At 71.5% G+C, this 19,396-nt stretch carries 15 protein-coding genes; 7 read left to right on the forward strand and 8 right to left on the reverse strand.

Annotated elements, in window-relative coordinates:
- Positions 1-62: 62 nt before the first annotated feature.
- Together ACZ6N8_RS04285 and ACZ6N8_RS04290 are read left to right on the forward strand one after the other, a co-directional pair.
- On the forward strand, positions 63-1,664 hold the full coding sequence (locus ACZ6N8_RS04285) for an MFS transporter (RefSeq protein ID WP_466007444.1): 1,602 nt from the start codon (positions 63-65) through the stop codon (positions 1,662-1,664).
- Complete coding sequence (locus ACZ6N8_RS04290) at positions 1,661-2,311, forward strand: futalosine hydrolase (RefSeq protein ID WP_466007445.1); 651 nt, start codon at positions 1,661-1,663, stop codon at positions 2,309-2,311. The genes ACZ6N8_RS04285 and ACZ6N8_RS04290 overlap by 4 nt, the downstream gene beginning before the upstream one ends.
- Here ACZ6N8_RS04290 and ACZ6N8_RS04295 read toward each other — a convergent pair.
- A complete protein-coding gene (locus ACZ6N8_RS04295) occupies positions 2,274-3,143 on the reverse strand; it encodes a helix-turn-helix domain-containing protein (protein ID WP_466007447.1) in 870 nt (289 codons plus the stop codon). The two genes, ACZ6N8_RS04290 and ACZ6N8_RS04295, sit on opposite strands and share 38 nt — an antisense overlap.
- 608 nt (positions 3,144-3,751) lie before the next feature.
- On the opposite strand from ACZ6N8_RS04295, the gene ACZ6N8_RS04300 reads away from it, so the two are divergent.
- The gene (locus ACZ6N8_RS04300; RefSeq protein ID WP_466007449.1) at positions 3,752-4,582 is read left to right on the forward strand and encodes a 1,4-dihydroxy-6-naphthoate synthase; all 831 of its coding nucleotides are present in this window, start codon (positions 3,752-3,754) and stop codon (positions 4,580-4,582) included.
- Here the strand turns inward: ACZ6N8_RS04300 and ACZ6N8_RS04305 are convergent.
- Complete coding sequence (locus tag ACZ6N8_RS04305; protein WP_088986676.1) at positions 4,543-4,929, reverse strand: cold-shock protein; 387 nt, start codon at positions 4,927-4,929, stop codon at positions 4,543-4,545. The genes ACZ6N8_RS04300 and ACZ6N8_RS04305 overlap by 40 nt on opposite strands.
- A gap of 27 nt (positions 4,930-4,956) precedes the next feature.
- The gene (locus ACZ6N8_RS04310; RefSeq protein ID WP_387116114.1) at positions 4,957-5,580 is read right to left on the reverse strand and encodes an HAD family hydrolase; all 624 of its coding nucleotides are present in this window, start codon (positions 5,578-5,580) and stop codon (positions 4,957-4,959) included.
- 84 nt (positions 5,581-5,664) lie between these two features.
- Here ACZ6N8_RS04310 and ACZ6N8_RS04315 point away from each other — a divergent pair, with 84 nt between their 5' ends.
- Positions 5,665-8,151: a helicase-associated domain-containing protein gene (locus tag ACZ6N8_RS04315; protein WP_466007451.1), complete on the forward strand. Its 2,487-nt coding sequence runs from the start codon at positions 5,665-5,667 to the stop codon at positions 8,149-8,151.
- A 28-nt stretch (positions 8,152-8,179) separates the two neighbouring features.
- Here ACZ6N8_RS04315 and ACZ6N8_RS04320 read toward each other — a convergent pair whose 3' ends face one another.
- Together ACZ6N8_RS04320 and ACZ6N8_RS04325 are read right to left on the reverse strand one after the other, a co-directional pair.
- On the reverse strand, positions 8,180-8,416 hold the full coding sequence (locus ACZ6N8_RS04320; RefSeq protein ID WP_364368955.1) for a hypothetical protein: 237 nt from the start codon (positions 8,414-8,416) through the stop codon (positions 8,180-8,182).
- A 96-nt stretch (positions 8,417-8,512) separates the two neighbouring features.
- Positions 8,513-9,391, reverse strand: a complete 879-nt coding sequence (locus tag ACZ6N8_RS04325; protein ID WP_466007453.1) for a L,D-transpeptidase family protein — start codon at positions 9,389-9,391, stop codon at positions 8,513-8,515.
- A gap of 136 nt (positions 9,392-9,527) precedes the next feature.
- On the opposite strand from ACZ6N8_RS04325, the gene ACZ6N8_RS04330 reads away from it, so the two are divergent.
- Positions 9,528-11,207 carry a DNA repair helicase XPB gene (locus tag ACZ6N8_RS04330; RefSeq protein ID WP_466007455.1) on the forward strand — a complete coding sequence of 560 codons (1,680 nt, stop codon included), beginning with the start codon at positions 9,528-9,530 and terminating at the stop codon, positions 11,205-11,207.
- A 97-nt stretch (positions 11,208-11,304) separates the two neighbouring features.
- On the opposite strand, the gene ACZ6N8_RS04335 is transcribed toward ACZ6N8_RS04330, so the two are convergent.
- Positions 11,305-11,877 carry a TetR/AcrR family transcriptional regulator gene (locus tag ACZ6N8_RS04335; protein ID WP_466007457.1) on the reverse strand — a complete coding sequence of 191 codons (573 nt, stop codon included), beginning with the start codon at positions 11,875-11,877 and terminating at the stop codon, positions 11,305-11,307.
- An 88-nt stretch (positions 11,878-11,965) separates the two neighbouring features.
- On the opposite strand from ACZ6N8_RS04335, the gene ACZ6N8_RS04340 reads away from it, so the two are divergent.
- Together ACZ6N8_RS04340 and ACZ6N8_RS04345 are read left to right on the forward strand one after the other, a co-directional pair.
- A complete protein-coding gene (locus tag ACZ6N8_RS04340; RefSeq protein ID WP_466007459.1) occupies positions 11,966-12,337 on the forward strand; it encodes a DUF4267 domain-containing protein in 372 nt (123 codons plus the stop codon).
- 611 nt (positions 12,338-12,948) lie between these two features.
- On the forward strand, positions 12,949-17,043 hold the full coding sequence (locus ACZ6N8_RS04345) for an SMC family protein (RefSeq protein WP_466007461.1): 4,095 nt from the start codon (positions 12,949-12,951) through the stop codon (positions 17,041-17,043).
- Positions 17,044-17,296: 253 nt separating this feature from the next.
- On the opposite strand, the gene ACZ6N8_RS04350 is transcribed toward ACZ6N8_RS04345, so the two are convergent.
- Positions 17,297-18,259: a zinc metalloprotease gene (locus ACZ6N8_RS04350; RefSeq protein WP_466007462.1), complete on the reverse strand. Its 963-nt coding sequence runs from the start codon at positions 18,257-18,259 to the stop codon at positions 17,297-17,299.
- Between the two features lie 159 nt (positions 18,260-18,418).
- Positions 18,419-19,171 carry a TIGR03089 family protein gene (locus tag ACZ6N8_RS04355; protein ID WP_466007463.1) on the reverse strand — a complete coding sequence of 251 codons (753 nt, stop codon included), beginning with the start codon at positions 19,169-19,171 and terminating at the stop codon, positions 18,419-18,421.
- Between the last annotated feature and the right edge of the window lie 225 nt (positions 19,172-19,396).

Raw genomic sequence — 19,396 nt, forward strand, 5'->3', positions numbered from 1 at the left:
CGGGGAACCTTTCCCCGAGAGTGGTGCGGCGCACCTGGATCAGATGGGCGAGGATGGTGCACATGCCGTCGTACTCCCGCTCCGGGCGTTCCGTCCTCGGGCGGACCGTCGGCACCGGCATCCGGGCGGTCCGCCTGCTGCTGCGCGGTTCGGTGGGCAGCGGACGCTGGGTGACCCGCCGGGCCGGCCGGGCCCGGGCCCGCGGCGCCGGCGGCGAGGTCGGCATGGTCCGCCTGTTTGATCTGCACGCGCTGTCCTGCGCCGGTGACACGCTCATCGCCATCGGCCTGGCCGGGACGATCTTCTTCAACGTGCCGCTGGGCGAGGCCCGCAGCAAGGTCGCGCTCTACCTGCTGGTGACCATGGTGCCGTTCGCGATGCTCGCTCCCGTGGTGGGCCCGCTGCTGGACCACTTCCGGCACGGCCGGCGGTACGCCCTGGCCGCCACCATGCTCGGCCGCGCGTTCCTGGCCTGGCTGATCTCCGACTACATCCACGGGTTCGGGCTCTATCCGGCCGCGTTCGGTGTGCTCGCGTTGTCCCGCGCGTACGGCGTGGCACGCTCGGCCGCCGTGCCCCGGCTGCTGCCCGAAGGGCTCGGCCTCTCGCAGGTGGGCGCGCGGGCCAGCGTCTACGGCACGGTCGCCGGCGCGTTGGTGGCGCCGATCGGGTTGGCGGCGTTCTGGTTCGGGCCGCAGTGGCCGCTGCGGGTCGCGTCGGTGATCTTCCTGGTCGGCATGGTGATCTCCCTGCGTCTGCCGCCGAGGGCCGACTCGGAGCCGCCCGAGCGTGTTCCCCGGCCGCTGCGGGCACTGGGCCGCCGTGGCGGCGACCGGCCGCTGGGTCGGGGGCGACCCGCCGGGCGGCTGGTGATCGCCACCCTGATCGGTGCCGCGACGCTGCGCGCGGCGTACGGCTTCCTGCTGCTCTTCCTCGCCTTCGCGATCAAGAAGGGCGACCTGACCACCGACGTGTTCGGTCGGGAGCTGGGCGCCGAGTGGGCGTTGGGCCTGGTCGGCGGAGCGCTGGCGGTCGGCAGTTTCCTGGCCACCGCAGTCGGCACCCGGCTGCGCATCCACCGGCCGGCCACCATCCAGTCCAGCAGCATGGTCATCGTGGCCGGCGTGGCGGTGCTCGCCGTGATCCAGTTCTCGCTGCCGATGGTGGCCCTGCTCTGCCTGGTCACCGCGCTGGTGAGTGGGGTGGCGAAGCTGGCCGTGGACGCCTCGATCCAGGAGCGCATCCCGGAGCGGTTGCGGGCCAGCTCGTTCGCCCACTCGGAGACGGTGCTGATGTTGGCGTTCGTCGCCGGTGGAGGCCTCGGGCTGGTGCCGTTCGACGGGAGGATGGGCATCGCGGTCGCCGCCGGGGTGGCTGTGCTGGCCGCGACCCGGGGTGTGCTGGTGGCAGCCCGGCTGCGCGGCGAGAAGCTGGCGGGCCGGCCGCTGGGCGACGACGAGCTGGGCGACGACGAGTCGGTGGACGATGCGGCCGACCCGACGCCCACCTCCCCGGCACCCAGCCAGGCCAGTTCGCCGCAGTACGACGAGTCGAGGCTGACCCCGCCGGGCTACCACATCTACCGGCCCTCCTCGGCGGTCGGCGGCCCGGGTGGCGGCACCGACGAGGAGTCCCGCCGGGAGTCTCCCGGGCCGCTGTCGTGAGTGGCCTGCTCGTGGTGACCGCGGTGCCGGCCGAGGCGGACGCGGTCCGGGCCGGCCTGACCGACACCGCGGTGACCGTCGCTCCGGTCGGGGTGGGTCCGGCGGTGGCCGGTGCCGCCACCGCCCGGCTGCTGGCGCTGGCCGAGGCGGCCGGGCATCCGTTCCGTGCGGTGGTCAGCGCCGGCGTGGCCGGCGGCTTCGCCGGGCGGGCCGCGGTCGGCGACACGGTGCTCGGCTCCGCAAGCATCGCCGCCGACCTGGGCGCCGAGTCGCCGGACGGGTTCATCCCGGTCGACGAGCTGGGTATGCCGCCCGCACTGCTCGGCGGTGGCAGCGTGGTGCCGGCCGACCCGACGTTGCTTGCGGCGTTGCGCGGCACCCTGCCGGCCGCCACCGTCGGCCCGGTGCTCACGGTCAGCACGGTCACCGGCACCGCGGCCAGCACGGAGGAGCTGCGCCTGCGACATCCGGAGGCGGTCGCCGAGGCCATGGAGGGGTACGGGGTGGCGGTCGCCGCCGCGCAGGCCGGGGTGCCCTTCGCGGAGCTGCGTACCATCTCCAACCCGATCGGCCCGCGCGACCGCGACTCCTGGCGGCTGCGCGAAGCCCTCACCGCCCTGACCCTGGCGGCCCCGGCGCTGCGCTGACGGGCCCGACTTCGAGCGTGAGCGCCGACGGCCGACTTGGCTGTAGCTCGAACCCGCAGGCGAGCAGGAAATCGACGTCGCCGGCCTCGGCCATCGCGTGGGTGGTCCGGATGCCGGCCACCGCCATCTCCCTGGCCAGCAGGCCGATCAGCTGCCGCCCGATGCCCAGGGTCCGCAGGCCGGGAGCGACGAGAACGCCCTCCAACACCAGCTCACGCCGGTCGCCCCAATCCTCGCCGAGGCGCAGATCGAAGCTCCGCTCATGGGCCCTCAGCTCACCAACCGGCCCGGCACCTGGCACCTCCGCGAGAAAGCGCCACGATGTGGCCGGCAGCCCTTCGGTGGCACGCCGGAACCGCACCTGGGCCCGCGTCCGGTTCCGCAACCGTCGCTCGTCGCGCCGCGCTCGATCCAGGTCGTAGGTCAGCTCCGGGACGCGGACCGGCCACAACCGCTGCGGAAGCGTGTACGAGTGCACCCACCAGGCGCCCGGCCAGTCCTTGAGGGTGAGGACCCGACGGACGTCGAGGTGCGCCGGGTACCGACGGCCGGCCTCGTCCCGTGGCTCGTCCTCCCGCGCATGCTCTGGCTCGCTTACCACCTCGCAGGAGGGGTCGCCGGGCATCGTGACGGCGAGCTCGCCGCCGGCCGCACGGACCAGCAGCTCCACCGTCCGGAACGCCGGCCGGGCACCCTGCCCCGCCTCGATCCGCGCCACGGTGCTCTTCGGAACCCCGGCCTGCTCGGCCAACTCCCGCTGGCTCAGATCGGCGCGCCGACGAAGATCCCGCAGGGTCGCCCCCACGTCGATCGCACCCTTGTCGGCAGCCACCCCACAATGGTTTTCCGCTCAGATCGCGCCGTCAACAGCACCCCGTCCATCTGTGGACAACCCTGTGGATAGTGTCGCCGTCGCTGTGCACATCCCTTGCTGAGTGCCTGTAGAGCTGCCCCGTGGGTGGGGCAAGCCTGCCTGGTGCACGTTTCCGGCCGGGCGGGGCACGGGACGTCCCCGGGCCGCGCCGAGCACGGCATGTCCCCGGCCAGGCCGAGCAACGAAGGTCCCCGGCCGCGCCGAGCACGGCAGGTCCCCGCCGGGCCGAGCAACGAAGGTCCCCGCCGGGCCGAGCAACCAAGGTCCCCGCCGGGCCGAGCACCGCAGGTCCCCGCCAGGCCGAGCAACCAAGGTCCCCGCCGGGCCGAGCAACCAAGGTCCGCAGCTCACCCTGACGCACAAGGTCCGGCCCACCCCGCCGGGTGGCCGTACCCACGCTGATCATCATCGCCGCCATCGCGCCCCACTCACGGGGCAGCTCTACAGGGAGCAGCCGTGACCACCGCCACCCCGCACAGGCCGCCACCCCGACGATGGCTGGCTCGCACCTCACAGACCCGGCACCACGAAGAAGGCGTCAGCGGGTGCGGGGCTAACGTGAGGGCGTGGCGCTCTCTCTGGCGATCTCCCCCTGCCCCAATGACACGTTCGTCTTCCACGCACTGGTGCACGGCCGGGTGCCGGGTGCGCCGCCGGTCGAGGTCACGTACGCGGACGTGGACGTCACCAACACGGCCGCCGAGCGTGGCGCGTTCGACCTGGTGAAGGTGAGCTTCGCGGCGCTGCCGTGGCTGCTCGACGACTACCACCTGCTGCCCTGCGGCGGGGCGCTCGGGCGCGGCTGCGGGCCGCTGGTGCTCACCAGGGGCGACCGCACCGACCTGACCGGCGCCACGGTGGCGGTGCCGGGCGACCGGACCACCGCGTACCTGCTGTTCCGGCTCTGGTCGGCCGGTCAACCGCCGGCGCGGATCGAGGTGGTTCCGTTCCACGAGATCATGCCGGGCGTCGCGGCCGGCCGCTACGACGCCGGACTGGTCATCCACGAGGCCCGGTTCACCTACCACCGGCACGGCCTGACCGCGCTTGTCGACCTCGGCGAATGGTGGGAGGCCGACACCGGCCTCCCGATCCCCCTCGGCGCGATCCTCGCCCGGCGCGGCGCGGTCGACCCGCAAGCCGCCGCCGGCTGGGTCCGCGAGTCGGTCCGGCAGGCCTGGGCGGACCCGGCGGCCAGCCGGGAGTACGTCCTCGCGCATGCACAGGAGATGGAACTCGACGTGGTGGACCGGCACATCGGCCTCTACGTCAACGAGTTCACCGCGGACCTGGGCGAGGCCGGCTTCGCCGCGGTGACGGCGCTCCTCGACCGCGCCGCCACCGCCGGGCTGGTGCCTCAGACCTCCAGCTCGCGCGCGACCGCGTGGACCAGCTGAGCGATCTTCTGCGCGGTCTTCTTGTCCGGATACCTGCCACGACGCAGGTCCGGCTGGACCTTCGCCTCCAGCACCTTGATCATGTCCTCGACGAGGCCGTGCAGCTCCTCGGCCGGCCGGCGACGCAACTCCGCCATCGACGGCGGCGCGTCCAGCAGCTTGACGCCCATGGCCTGCGCGCCCCGGCGGCTGTCCACCACGCTGAAGTCGACCCGCTGACCACCCTTGAGGTCGGTGACGCCCGCCGGCAACGCGCCCTTGGGCAGGAACACGTCACCGCCCTCGTCACTGGTGACGAAGCCGTATCCCTTGGCCGTGTCGTACCACTTCACTCGACCCGTAGGCACCTGAAAACCCCTGCTTCACTTGAGCCGCTACTGCTCCAAGGCTAGCTGGATCATGCCGTCGAGCGCCCCTGGGAATCCGTAGAGATCGTCCAGAACCACTTTCGCACCCGCCGCGCGCAACTCGTCCGGCGAGCACGGACCGGTCGCCACGGCGATCCCGGGCACCCCGGCGACCCCGGCCGCCACCATGTCCGCCACATGGTCGCCGACGTAGTGGGTGGCGTCGTGCTCCCGCAGGGCTGTCGCCTTCTGCTCGGCGAACAGGTCCCCGGCCAGCTCGTCGACAGGGAAACCGAGGTGCTCCAGGTGCAGCCGCGCCAGCCGGCCCATCTTGGCGGTGACGACAAGCACCCGACCGCCCCGCGCGCGGATCGCGTCGATGGCCTCCCGCGCACCCGGCATCGGGACCGTCGGGGTGATCGCGTACGCCGGGTACAACTCGCGGTACGCGTGCACCGCCGACTCGACCTGCTCCGGCGGGAACCAGTGCGCGATCTCGGTGCGCAGCGGCGGGCCGAGCCGGGACACGGCCAGGTCGGCGTCCACCGGCACGCCAGTCCTCGCGGTCAACGCCCGGAACGTCGCGGCGATACCGGGACGGGAATCCACCAGGGTCATGTCGAGATCGAATCCGACGGTCAGCGCAGACATGCCGAGAAACGTACCCGGAGACTCCCGACCGGGCGGACGTCCGAGGGGCGCGATGACCGGGTGCCGGGCTAGCGTGGAAAGACGATGAGCACCTCACTCGCCGACCACCTGCGGTCGCTGCCCGACGAGTCACTTGCCGCACTCCTGCAACTGCGGCCCGACCTCGTCGTGCCCGTACCGGCCGACATCTCCGCACTGGCCATCCGGGCCCAGTCCCGGGTCTCGGTGGCCCGCGCGCTGGACGGGCTGGACCAGTTCACCCTCCAGATCCTCGACGCCGCCCGCCTCACCCGGAACCCGAACGACGGCACCACGGCCACCGACGCGGTGCTCGCCATGGCGACCACGGGGCCGCACCCGCCGGCGCCGACGGCCGTGCGGGCCGCCGTGGGCAGGCTACGGGCACTCTTCCTGCTGTACGGCCCGGAGCACGCGCTCCAGGTGACGACCGCCGTCGACGAGGTGGCCCCGTACCCCGCAGGACTCGGCCGGCCCGCCGCGGACCTGGACCCGCGCACGGCCGCGCTCTGCGCGGACGCGGCGAAACTGCGTCGGACGCTGCTCGCCGCGCCGCCCTCGGCCCGGGCGATCCTGGACCGGCTGGCTGCCGGTCCCCCGGTGGGCAGCGTGCCCCCTGGCGCGTTGCAGGCGCCACCCGTCGGCGCGGAGGACCCGGTCCTCTCCGACCCGACCAACGGCGGCGCGCCGGCCGGCTCCCCGGTGCGCTGGCTTGTCGACAACCGGTTGCTCGTGCCCATCTCGGCCGGCTCGTCGACGGCGAGCGGCACCGTCGAACTGCCCCGTGAGGTCGGCCTGCTGCTGCGCCGCGACAGCGGTCCGCTCGGCCCGCTGCGTACCAGTCCACCGCCGGTGGCCGCCGCTCCGCGCGAGGCGAAAGCAGTCGACTCGGCCGGCGCCGGGCAGACCATGGAGGTGGTCCGGCACACCGAGGGGCTCCTGGAGCAACTCGCCGCGGAACCAGCGCCGGTGCTGCGCTCCGGCGGCATCGGGGTACGCGACCTGCGGCGGTTGGCACGTACCGCCGGGCTGGACGAGCCGACGACCGCGCTGCTGCTGGAGGTCGCGTACGCGGCGGGGCTCGCCGGTGAGCTGGAGATGCCCGGCGCGGCCGCCACCCGGTACGGGGTGGATCAGCAGGTGATGCCCACCGGCGGGTACGAGGTGTGGCGGGCCGCGTCGCTGGCGCAGCGCTGGGAGCAGCTGGCCCGCGCCTGGCTGACGATGACCAGGCAGGTGGGGCTGGTCGGTCGCCGCGACGACCGGGACCGGCCGATCACCGCGCTCTCCGCCGAGGCCGAACGGGCCGGCGCGCCGGCCACCCGACGGGCGGTCCTCGGCGTACTCGCCGATCTGGAGCCGGCGACCGCGCCCACCCCGGAGGAGGTGCAGGACCTGCTGGACTGGCGTGCGCCGCGGCGCAGCCGGGGCCGGGAGGCGGGCCACCGGGAGGTGCTGGCCGAGGCGGCGCAGCTCGGCGTCACCGGGCTGGGGGCGCTCACCTCGTACGGGCGGCTGCTCCTGGGCGACCTCACGTCGGCCGACGAGCGGGGCGCGGACGACCCGCTGGGCGTGCACGCGGACGTCGAGAGCGGCGACCCGTCGGACGCCGCCCGCGCACTTGACGCGTTGCTGCCCGCGCCGGTCGACCACTTCCTGGTGCAGGCCGACCTGACCGTTGTGGTGCCCGGCCCGCCCGAACCGGCGTTGGCCGCCGAGTTGGAGGCGATGACCGAACTCGAGTCGGCCGGCGGGGCCAGCGTGCACCGGGTCACCACGGCGAGCGTGCGCCGGGCGCTGGACTCCGGCTACTCGGCAGGTGACCTGCACGACGTGTTCCGCCGACGCTCCCGTACGCCGGTGCCGCAGGGCCTGACCTACCTGGTGGACGACGTGGCCCGTAAGCACGGCGGGTTGCGGGTCGGCCTGGCCGGGGCGTACCTGCGCAGCGACGACGAGGCGCTGCTCAGTGAGGTGCTTGCCGACCGGCGGCTGGAGCCGTTGACGCTGCGCCGGCTCGCGCCGACGGTGCTGTGCACCCCGTACCAGGTGGGTCGGCTGCTGGGCGCGCTGCGCGAGGCCGGGTACGCGCCGGTGCAGGAGGACGCCACCGGTGGCACCGTGCTGTCCCGGCCCCGGATCCGACGGGCACCGGCCCGGGTTCCGATGACCACCCGGACGCTCGACCCGCTTGCCGCTCCGAAGCTGCCCATGCCCCGCCTGCTCGGCGTGGTGGAGCACATCCGTCGGGGTGACGCGGCGGCGCGGGCGGCCCGGCGGGCGCCGGCGGTGGTGCGCGGCGGCGCGGCGGGGCTGGGCGGCGGTCCGGTGCCGGCGCACACGCACACCGAGGCCCTCGCAGTGCTCCAGCAGGCGGTCCGCGACAAGGCGCTGGTCTGGGTCGGCTACGTCGACGCACACGGGGCGACCGCGTCCCGGCTGGTCAAGCCCGTCTCGATCGGCGCCGGGTATCTGCGCGCCGAGGACGAGCGGACCGAGATGCTGCACACGTTCGCGCTGCACCGGATCACCGCGGCAGTGCTCGCGGACTGACCGGGCGTGCCGCCGCTGGCCTGGTCGGTCAGCGGCGGCTGCGGCGTACGGTGCCGACGACGGAGACGACGAGCAGCAGCGCGAAGCCGGCGCCGGCGGCCTCCCCGACCGAGTCGACGAAGCCCTGCTGGAGCACCAACCACCCGAAGAGGAACCACCCGAACAGCAGCGTCGCCGCGACGGCGTACGCGATCACGGTCGCTCGGGACACCTCGTCGGGCGGTGCCTGCTCGTACTGCGCGATCACTTCACGGTCGACCGTCATGCCCAGCCTCCCCGCCCGGTCCGGCCCTGGACTCCCAGGGTGACACTCCTGGGACCGGTGTGACAGGGGATAAACCCCCGATCCGGGGTGTGTCGGTCAGGTGCCGGGGCGCCGGCCGACCAGCACGACGCGGGTGCCGACCTTGCCCAGCTCCCACATCCGCACGGCGTCGGCGTGCAGCAGGTTGACGCAGCCGTGCGAGCCGATCGACTTGTCGTGCAGGTAGGTGGTGGTCTCGTGGAAGCCCATGCCCTGGGTGAAGTGCTGCCAGTAGGGCAGCCACACCTCGTACGGGTCGGACCACTCCTTCGGGTTGCGGAAGTTGACCGTGTACGTGCCGGCGGGGGTGCGGTAGCCGGACATGCCGGTACGGGTCACGGTCGGCTCCATAACCACCTTGCCGCCCCGCATCGCCCAGACGGTCTGCCGGGTCAGGTCGACGCAGAACGTGGTGCCGGTGCCGGCCTTGCAGCTGGCCGGGTTGGTGGTGGCGAGGCGCTGGGCCACGTCGTAGGTGGTGGGGCCGGCGCGACCCTCGACGGGGCGGATGCCGTACCTCTTCTGGAACTTCTTGATGGCGGCGCAGTCGGCGGCGGACTGCCGGCCGTCCACGGTCACGGCCCCGAAGCCACCCAGGCGGGCCAGGTAGGTCTCGACGGCGCGCTGGTGCTGGCCCTGCGGGCAGCCGGCGACTGTCGACGTACTCGGGGCGGCTGTCGGCGTGGGGGCCTTGCGTGTCGGTTTCGGGGTGGGCGTCCGGGAGGGTTTCGGGGTGGGCGTGGCCGGCGTGGGCCGGCCGCGCTGGTCCGGCCCGGACGTGCCGCTCGCCCCCGTTGCCTGTTCCGCCACACCGGCTGGGGCGGCTCCCCCGCCACCACTCCCGCCGGACTGCGGATCGAACGTGCACGCACCGGCACCGACCAGCACGACCACCAGCAGGGCAACCAGCCGGAAAGTGCTCTGGACACGCCTCATGGCACCTCCCCTGACAGTTGTCCCTTTGCTAGACGTTCGTAGGTGCCGTCCCGGTTGCACCTGGTGAGCATCTTTCTTTCGACATCCCCCACCGTGCAACACTGGATGGTCGGCCAACCGAGGAGAGGACACTGGCGTGAGCGGTGGACCACTGATCGTGCAGTCGGACAAGACCCTGCTGCTGGAGATCGACCACCCCGACGCGCAGGCCTGCCGGATGGCGATCGCGCCGTTCGCCGAGTTGGAGCGTTCACCGGAGCACGTGCACACGTACCGGTTGACCCCGCTGGGTCTGTGGAACGCCCGGGCGGCGGGGCACGACGCCGAGGGGGTCGTCGACTCGCTGCTCAAGTACTCCCGCTATCCGGTGCCGCACGCGCTGCTTGTGGACGTGGCCGAGACGATGGACAGGTACGGCCGGCTCCAGCTCGCCAACGATCCGGCGTACGGGCTGGTGCTGCGCGCGCTGGACCGGCTGGTGCTGATCGAGGTGGCCAAGAGCAAGAAGCTCGCCGGGATGCTCGGCGACAAGATCGACGACGACACGATCCGGGTGCACCCGTCCGAACGTGGCCGGCTCAAGCAGGCGCTGCTGAAGCTGGGTTGGCCGGCGGAGGACCTGGCCGGTTACGTCGACGGTGAGGCACACCCGATCGAGCTGGCGGAGGCCGGCAAGGACGGGCGCAAGCCGTGGACGCTGCGGTCGTACCAGCGGGAGGCCGTGGAGGCGTTCTGGGCCGGCGGGTCGGGTGTCGTGGTGCTGCCCTGCGGGGCCGGCAAGACCCTTGTCGGCGCGGCGGCGATGGCCGAGGCGAAGGCGACCACGCTGATCCTGGTGACCAACACGGTCGCCGGCCGGCAGTGGAAGCGGGAGCTGATCGCCCGCACGTCGTTGACCGAGGAGGAGATCGGCGAGTATTCGGGTGAGCGCAAGGAGATCCGCCCGGTCACCATCGCCACGTACCAGGTGCTCACCTCGCGGCGCGGCGGCGCGTTCACCCATCTGGACCTGTTCGGGGCCCGCGACTGGGGCCTTGTCGTCTACGACGAGGTGCACCTGCTGCCCGCGCCGATCTTCCGGTTCACGGCGGACCTCCAGGCCCGCCGCCGGCTGGGCCTCACGGCGACTCTGGTACGCGAGGACGGCCGGGAGGGGGACGTGTTCAGCCTGATCGGCCCGAAGCGGTACGACGCGCCGTGGAAGGACATCGAGTCGCAGGGCTGGATCGCCCCGGCCGAGTGCACCGAGGTCCGGGTGACGCTGACCGACGCGGAGCGGATGTCGTACGCGACGGCGGAGGCCGAGGAGCGGTACCGGATGGCGGCGACCGCCCGCACGAAGCTGCCGGTGGTGAAGGCGCTCGTGGACCGGCACCCGGAGGACCAGGTGCTGGTGATCGGCGCGTACATCGATCAGCTGCACCAGCTCGGCGAGTACCTCGACGCGCCGATCATCCAGGGCTCGACGACGAACAAGGAGCGGGAGCGGCTGTTCGACGCGTTCCGCACCGGTGAGATCCGCACGCTGGTGATCTCCAAGGTCGGTAACTTCTCCATCGACCTGCCCGAGGCGGCGGTGGCGATCCAGGTGTCGGGCACGTTCGGGTCACGCCAGGAGGAGGCGCAACGGCTCGGTCGGGTGCTCCGGCCGAAGGCCGACGGGCGGCAGGCGCACTTCTACACGGTGGTGTCCCGGGACACGATCGACACCGAGTACGCGGCGCACCGGCAGCGCTTCCTCGCCGAGCAGGGGTACGCGTACACGATCGTCGACGCCGACGACGTCCTCGGCCCGAAGCTCCCGACAGTCGACTGATCCTGCTGGGCTGTCCCGGGGCAGCGCGACCGGGCCCGGACTCCGCGACGACGACACCTCGGCCCGCGGCGACCCGGTCAGCTCTGACCGGTGACGCTCACGGGGAGAAGCGCTGCACCAGGACCGCGAGCCGCCGGTCGTGGTCGGCGCGGCGGAGCCGACCGCTGCGCATCAGTGTGACGAGCCCGTGCAGGCCGGCCCAGAAGGCCTCGGTGACCGTCTCGAGGTCGTCGTCCGCGGCGACCGGGCGCACCGTCTCGGACAGTTCGGCGAAGCCCCGGGCCAGGTCGGTGGGTACGTCCTGGCTGGCGAACGGCAGGTCCACGGCGAGGGTGAACATCGCGTCGTAGATCGCTGGCCGTTGCTGGGCGAACGCGACGTACGCGGCGGCCACATCGGCGACCGTCTGTCGGGGGTCGGCGGCGGAGGCCCGGGCCGAGGCCAGTGCGGTCGCCAGTTCGGCGAAGCCCTCGACGGCGACCGCCGCCATGATGGCGTCCTTGCCCTTGAAGTGGCTGTAGAGGACGGGCTGGCTGTACTCGATCTCGGCGGCGAGCCGCCGGGTGGTCACCGCTTCCCAGCCTTCGGTCAGGGCCAGGTCGCGTGCTGCGGCGACGATCGCGCGTTCGCGGTCCGCCCGCTCGCGCTCCCGGCGCGACTGAGTCGACATGACAGCTATCCTAGCACCGCTAGCGTTTCTGCCATCGCTCTGCTAGCGTCGCTCTCGAATCTAGCAACGCTAGGAACTGGAGCGGATCATGCTGGCACCCCTCGCCTACGGGCTCGCCGTCGTACTCAGTCTCTTCGTCGCCTTCATCGGCGCGCGGTTCCTGCTCGTACCCCGGGCTGCGGCCGCCGGATACGGCGTGCCGGCCCGGCCGGACGGCGACCCCGCCTACCTGACGGTCAAAGGACTGAAGGACCTCACCTTCGGGCTGCTCGGCCTCGCCCTGATCGCCTTCACGACCGCCGACGCGGTCGCGTGGTTCATGCTGGTTGTCGCGCTCGTCCCGCTGGGCGACACCGTCATCGTGCTGCGCAACGGCGCAACGAAGGCCTTAGCCTTCGGCATCCACTTCGCCACCGCCATGGTGGTCCTCCTGAACGCCGCCCTGCTGTTCGCCCTGTAACCGGACTCGGCCCCAAACCTGACCCGCGCATGTTGATCAAGGAATTTGCGTCATCGATCGGACTGATGATGACGCATACTTCTTGATCCTCGTCACCTTGCAGGATTTCCGGCCCCACATAGCTGACGGTCTTCCTAAGGGCCGTCCACCCAGGACGTCGGGAAACACCGCGTGGGACGGGCCCGTCGGAGCCTATTCATTTGATGTCGCGAAGCGCATGATATGGGGGTGACTGCGCGGCGGGTAGCAATCCTGGTGACGTGTCTCGTGGTAGGAGCGCTCGGAGCGACCTTCGCCTTCAGCCAGTGGGACCAAGCAGATCGAATCGCCACCGTGGCGTCGGCCCTGACCGCGGTAGCGGCGCTAGGTGTGGCGGTATGGGCGGCGTTGCCGGGAAATAGCCAAGGCCACCGTGCCGGCAACACCGGCAGCGCCACCGCACGTGGGCTGGGCAGCCGAGCGAACACCGGGGTGACGGGCTCGTCCACGATCGCAGGGCCAGCGGTTGCGGATCGGACCGGTGACGCTCAGGCCAGCAATGGCGGCAGCGCCAACAGCGGTGTGAACCTCCACCCCTGACATCGAGGCCCTGCGCGGCGAAAGGGCTCGCGGTGAGCTTGAGACGATTGCCCGAGGCAGTGGCCCGCGACACCGGCAACGCGACAGCCGACGGCGGCGGATTCGCCAACACCGGCGTGATCAGGGGTTCAGTCACCATCGACTCGCGGCCTGTCGCCCGGTCGGCCTACCGCCAGCAGGTGCAACGCATCGCCCCGTCGGATCTACTGGACCGGGAACAGGAACTGGCCGAGCTCACGGCGTTCTGCACGCTGCCTGATGCCGCCGGCTACCGGTGGTGGCGTGCGGACGCGTGGGCTGGCAAGTCGGCGTTGATGTCCTGGTTCGTCCTGCACCCGCCGTACGGCATACGACTCGTCTCGTTCTTCATTACTGCCCGATGGGCCGGACAAAGCGACAGGGTCGCCTTCACAGACGTGGTCATCGAGCAATTGGCCGAACTGCTTGGTGAGCCCATGCCGGCCCATTACACGGACGCGACTCGCGACCAGAACTTTCTCGATCTACTCGACCGTGCTGCCGAGACCTGCCGGACACGAGGTGAGCGATTGATCCTGCTCATCGACGGCTTGGATGAGGATCGCGGATCGGACGGGTACAGCATCGCCGCACTGCTGCCCGCAACGCCGCCGGCCGGAATGCGCATCGTCGTTTCTGGGCGGCCGGCCCCCCCGATCCCCACCGACGTGCCAGATAGCCATCCGTTGCGCGACCCCCGGATTGTTCGACTACTGAACAGATCGCCGCAGGCGGAGGTGAACAGGGCAGACATGCTGCGGGAGTTGGCCAGGCTGCTGTCGGGCGCTCCAGCCGAACAGGACCTGCTGGGTCTCCTCACGGCCGCCGGCGGCGGCCTCAGCGCCAAAGACCTTGCTGACTTGACCGGCTGGCCGGACTGGCACATTGAGGACCGCCTCAGCACCGTGGCTGGTCGGTCGTTCACCCAACGTCCGAGCCACTGGCAGCGCAACACGGGACCCGACGTGTACGTGCTCGGTCACGAAGAACTGCAGAATGCCGCAGTTGAGCGCCTTGGCCAAGCGCGACTGCAGGGCTACCGGCAACGTCTACACGTCTGGGCCGACACCTTTCGGGAGCAACGGTGGCCGGCCGATACCCCCGAATATCTGCTGCGTGGCTACTACCGGATGCTGCTCGCCACCGGCGATGTATCCAGGATGATCGCCTGCGCCGTGGACCCTCACCGACACGACCGGATGCTCGACATCACCGGGGGCGACACTGCCGCCCTCGCTGAAATCACCGCCACTCAGGACGTCATTCTCGCCCAGCCCGATCCTGACCTGGTGGACATGGCTCGCCTTGCCATTCATCGAGACAACCTCGCGGGACGCAATGCCACCATTCCGACCGGGTTACCGGCCGTCTGGGCATCCCTCGGCCAGCCTGTTCGGGCCGAGGGATTGGCACACTCCATCGACCAACCCGATCGGCGGGCGTTGGCGTTGACTGAGCTCGCGTCGACGTTCGCCAACGGTGGCGACGTCGAGCGGGCTGGCGTGCTGGCCGATCGCGCTGAGGCGCTGATTCATTCGGGCGCTGATCCACACCGGCGGGTGCAGGTATGGATCGCCCTGGCCGGGGCAGTTGCCCAGGCAGGCGACGCTGAGCGGGTCGGCGGGCTGGCTGAACGCGTCGAGGAGCTGGTTCGCGCGGCCGACCGCCCTGACTGGCAGGCGTGGGCGCTGGCCGGCCTGGTCGTGGCGGTAGCCGCAGCAGGCGACACCGCGCGGGCTGACGGGCTGGCTGACCGCGCCGAGGAGCTAATTCGCTCGATTGACAATACGGAGAGGCGTGCGCGGGCGTTGTCCGGACTGGCGGCAGCGGTGGCCGCGGCAGGCGACAGTCATCGCTCCTACACCCTGGCCTGCTCGATTGGTCAACCTGAGCCGAGGGCGCGCGCATTGATCGCCGTGCTGAGAGCAGTGGCCGCAACGGGCGACGGCGACCGGGCTGGTGCGTTGACTGATCAGGCCGAGGATCTGATTCGCTCGCTTCCTGACCCACACCAGCGGGCGCAGGTATGGATCGTCCTCGCCGGGGCAGTCGCCCAGGCAGGCGACGCCAAGCGGGCTGGGGCGCTGGTCGAGGGTGCTGAAAACCTGATTCATTCGATGGGCCCCACCGACCGGGCGCAGGCGTTGATTGGCATGGTCGTGGCAACTGGCGGAGCTTACGACTCCGAGCGGGCGACTGTGCTGGTCGACCGGGCCGAGAAGGCAGTCAACTCGATGGTCAGCCCGGACAGAAAAGCGTGGGCGCTCAGTGAGTTGGCGAGGGCTGTCGCGGAGGCCGGCGACGCGGAGCGGGCCGGTGCGCTGGCCAACCACGCCGAGGAACTGGCTCGTTCGGTCCGCGACCCGGACCGGCTGGGGCGGACGCTGGCCGCTCTGGCCCCGGCGCTGGCTGCGGCCGGCGACGTCGATCGGGCAGAGACACTGGTGCGTTCGATCAGCGGCCGAAGGCTGGAGGCGGAAGCCTGGGCATCAGTGGTGCGAGTGACGGCTGCGGCAGGCGAAATCGAGCGGGCCGAAGGGCTGGCGCGTTCGATCAGCGGCCGTGACCGCCGGGAGCGGGCACTAGGTGCGCTCGCGCCGGCGGTGGCCGCAGCGGGCGAGGTCGAGCGGGCAGAGATGTTGGTCCGTTCCATCACGAACCGAGACCGGCAGGAGCAGGCGTTGTCTGGGCTGGTGCCGGCGATGGCCGCAGCGGGCGACATTGAGCGGGCGGAGAACCTGGCCCGTTTGATCACCAACCAGAGTCGCAGGGAGCGAACCTTGGGTGCGCTTGTGCCGGCGATGGCCGCAGCGGGCGAGATTGAGCGGGCAGAGATGTTGGCCCGCTCAATTGGTCGCCGTCAGGGGCGGGCCAAAGCGATGACCGCGATAGCGGAAACGGCGGCAGGCATGGCCGAGACCGCGGCGACCGAGGGCAACACGAAGCGGGCGGGGGCGATCGTCCGCTCGATCAGGAGCCCCGACCGGCAGGCGTCAGTGGCGACGGCTCTTGCCCGACGGATCGCTGCGGCTGGCCAGATCGAACAGGCAGAAGCGTTGGTGCGGTCCGTTCAGAGTCCGAAGCAGCAGGCAGAGGCACTCAGCGCGCTGGCGGAGGCGGTGGCTGCAGCGGGCGACGCGGAGCGAGCGGAAGCATTGGTCTCGTCGATTGACCGCCGCGACTGGCAGGTGCCAGCGTTGGCGGCTCTGGTAACGACGATCGCCAAAACTGGTGATGGGGAGAAGGCGGGCGCCCTGGCCGACCGGGCGGAAGATCTGGCTCGGTCGATCAACCATCTGGACCGGCGTGCCCGGGTGATGGGCGTGCTGGTCGCGGCGGTTGCTGCGGCCGGTGACATCGATCGGGCCGCGAGGCTCGCCAAATTGATCGACAACCCGGAGAGTCGAGCGAGAGCCTTGACCGCAGTCGTGATCTCGACGGCGGGGGCAGGGTGCACTGAGCCCGTCCGGGCCCTTGCTCATCGGGCGGAGGAGCTCGTCCACCTAATTGAACGTCCGGACAGCCGGGCGCGGGCGTTGGCACGGCTGGCAGTGGCAATGGCGGTGGTGGGCGATGCAGAGCGGGCCAGTGCGCTGGCCGACCAGGCCGAGGAAATGGTTCGTTCAATCAGCAACCGGACCCAGCGTGCACAAATTTCTCTCACGCTTGCGGAGATGGCTGTGGCAGGCGGCGAGATCGAGTGGGCCCAGAAGCTGGTCCGTTCTATTGGCCGGCCGGATCAGCAGGCGTCCATTTTGGCCGCGCTGGCAAGGACGGCGCTGGATGCCGGGAACGTCGAGTCGGCCAAGGATCTGGCCCAGTCGATACGGAATCAGGAGCGGCAGGCGTCGGTGCTGACCAGACTCGCCAGAACAGCAATGGCCAGCGGCGACACCGAGGGTGCCGAGAAATTGGCCCGCTCGATCGGAAATGTGGAGCGACAGGCAGCGGCGCTGACTACGTTGGCAGAAATGAACGCTGCCCGCGCACCGATGCTCATCGCGTGGGCGTTCCGTCTAGGCAGTTGGACGACTCCGCTGAGGGCTCTGGTTCAAGTCCAGCCAGCTGCACTGACGGAGGTCGCCGACGAATTCCTGGACCTCGCCTGAAGGCCAGAGCCGATGCCGAGGTCACGCACGACGTACCGCCCGGTGCCCTGGAAAATCAGCGGGGAGCAGCGGCGGGCGCGGCTCCCGCAGGCCGGGGACCGTCGGGCCGTCGGCCTGGGCCGCGCGGGGCAGTGGCGCCGCCGCCGGACCGGGCGCGACGACGCCGACGGTGAACAGTCCACCGGATGGGTGAAACGGACGGGGCCGGCGGGTCGCCGCAGAAGCGACCCGCCGGCCCCGACCCTGAAGTGAGCTATCCGGCGCCGCCGGCGCGGAACGCCACCCAGGCGTCGCTCATCCGGTCGGCCTGACCGGCGGTGAACATGTTCATGCAGGAGTCCTGCGTGTAGTCCATGAAGTTGTGGATCGGGTCGAGCCCGGGCGCGGTGCAGGTGTCAGCTCCCACCGGGCAGTTGAACTGCGGCGCCGCCTCGCGCGGGGTGTCCGCGACGAAGTCGCCGGACGCCGAGCAGCCGTGCGCGAAGGTGTGCTCCAGCATCAGCCAGTGCCCGACCTCGTGGGTCAGCGTGTCACCGAGTGCGTACTTGCCAGCTGTGCCGCCCGGCATCGACTCGTCGAGCATCACCACGCCGTCGATGTAGTCGCGGCCGTTGTTGTAGCCCTTCGGGAAGTACGCCCAGCCGAGTAGCCCGCCGCCGATGTTGGCCGCGTACACGTTGAGGGTTTCCGAGTCACCGGTGTACAGCGCCTTCTTCATGTCCCGCTCGTTCTTGCCGGGCTCCACCGTGTACCAGGCGCTGTTCACCGTCCACGTGGTGTCGACGAGCGAGAACCGGAACGGCGTGTTGGAGGCGTCTGCCGCGGTGCGCCCCGCGAACGAGTCGTTGAGCACCGTCATCTGCGCGGCGATCAGGTTGTTCCACCTGGTCGTCTCGGCGGCGGTGAGCGGATGGTCGGAGATCATGTGGAAGACCGTCGGGATGGTGACGCTGCCGTTCGGCAGGCGCGGAGCGTCCTTGACCACGCCGTAGGCGTTGGCTTCGTTCTTTGAGTACAGCTCCGGTTCCTGGGCGGTGGCGCCCTGGGCGAGCCGGGCCGCGCCGTGCGGGTCGGCGCCCGGCTCGCACGCCGCTACGCCCGGGGAGGCGGTCGCCGGGGCGGCCGTGGCGAGTGCCCCGGAGGCGCCGCCGGACGCCAGGAGCGTCGCGGCGGTGGCGGTGAGGACCGCCAGTCGGAAGGTCGGTCTCCTGCGCATCGGTGCACCTTTCAGTGAGGGAGGCGGTGCGGCGTCGATGACGTCCTTGCTCGGGTATGAGAACACGCCGACGACATCGACAACAGACCCTCTGAGCAGGGCGGACGGCGATGTAACGGATCCGGATCGGCCAGCGCTGTTTGGCCGCTCCGGCGGAGTTCAGAGGACCCGGGTGGCCTGCTCGGCGGCGACCACGGCGTCCCGCCGGGCCGGGTCGAGGTTGGCGCTGATGACCACTGACGCGCCAGCCGAGAGCGGCGCGAGCAGCCACTTCAACGGCTGCTCGTGCTCGGCCGCGTCGACGAGCAGCCGATCACCGGCACGCAGGTCGAGCATCCCGGCGACCTCCCGGGCGAGCGCCCCCCACTGGCCGTAGGTGGTGCCGTCCGCGCTGGCCGGGTCCGACGGGCGGATCGCGGTGTGGTCGGGCGTGACGTCCGGGTGGCGGAGCACCTCGGCGGACCAGTCCAACCAGCCCAACGGCACGTCGACCAACTGCCCCGGCCCGGTACCGACGAGGTAGCGGTGCGGGGCGTCCGGCACGTCCTCCAGCCAGTCGTCCTGCCGCTGCGGAGTCACGAAGACCGCGTCGAACGGCCGGTCACCGCCGGGTTCGAGCACTGGCAGGCCCGCCGTGGCGCGCGGCCGGAACGACACCGCCAGGCCGCACGCCCACGCGCCCAACAACACCGCAGCGGTACGCCAGTGCGGCGGCAGTAGCACCGCTACGCGGCTGCCGGGGCCGAGCCCGCAGCCGTCCCGCAGCAGACTGGCGCTGCGCGCCGACCAGGCGCCGACCTGCCGGGCGGTCAGGTCGACGCGTTCGCCTGTCGCCTCGTCGCGGTAACTCAGCAGCGGGCTCTCGGCCGCTGTGGGCGGGACGATCGGGTCGGCCGTGGCGTGTGGCTGCATCTGCGTGCTCCCGTGTGACGACGTCGGCACCACCCTACGCAACGACGCTGCTGGTCAGCGTGCACCGGGAGCGGTGGCAGGTGCCCGCCGTCGTCGCGGTCGCCCTGGTCGCCGTGGTCGGGCGGCGCGGCGGCGCGCCGGTCACTCAAGGTGACGCCGAGCGCGGTCCGCCACCCACCACCCCGGCCTTTGCTTTGCATACCTATACGCGACACTCACGCTGCG

This window comes from Micromonospora sp. NPDC047521, assembly GCF_055587305.1.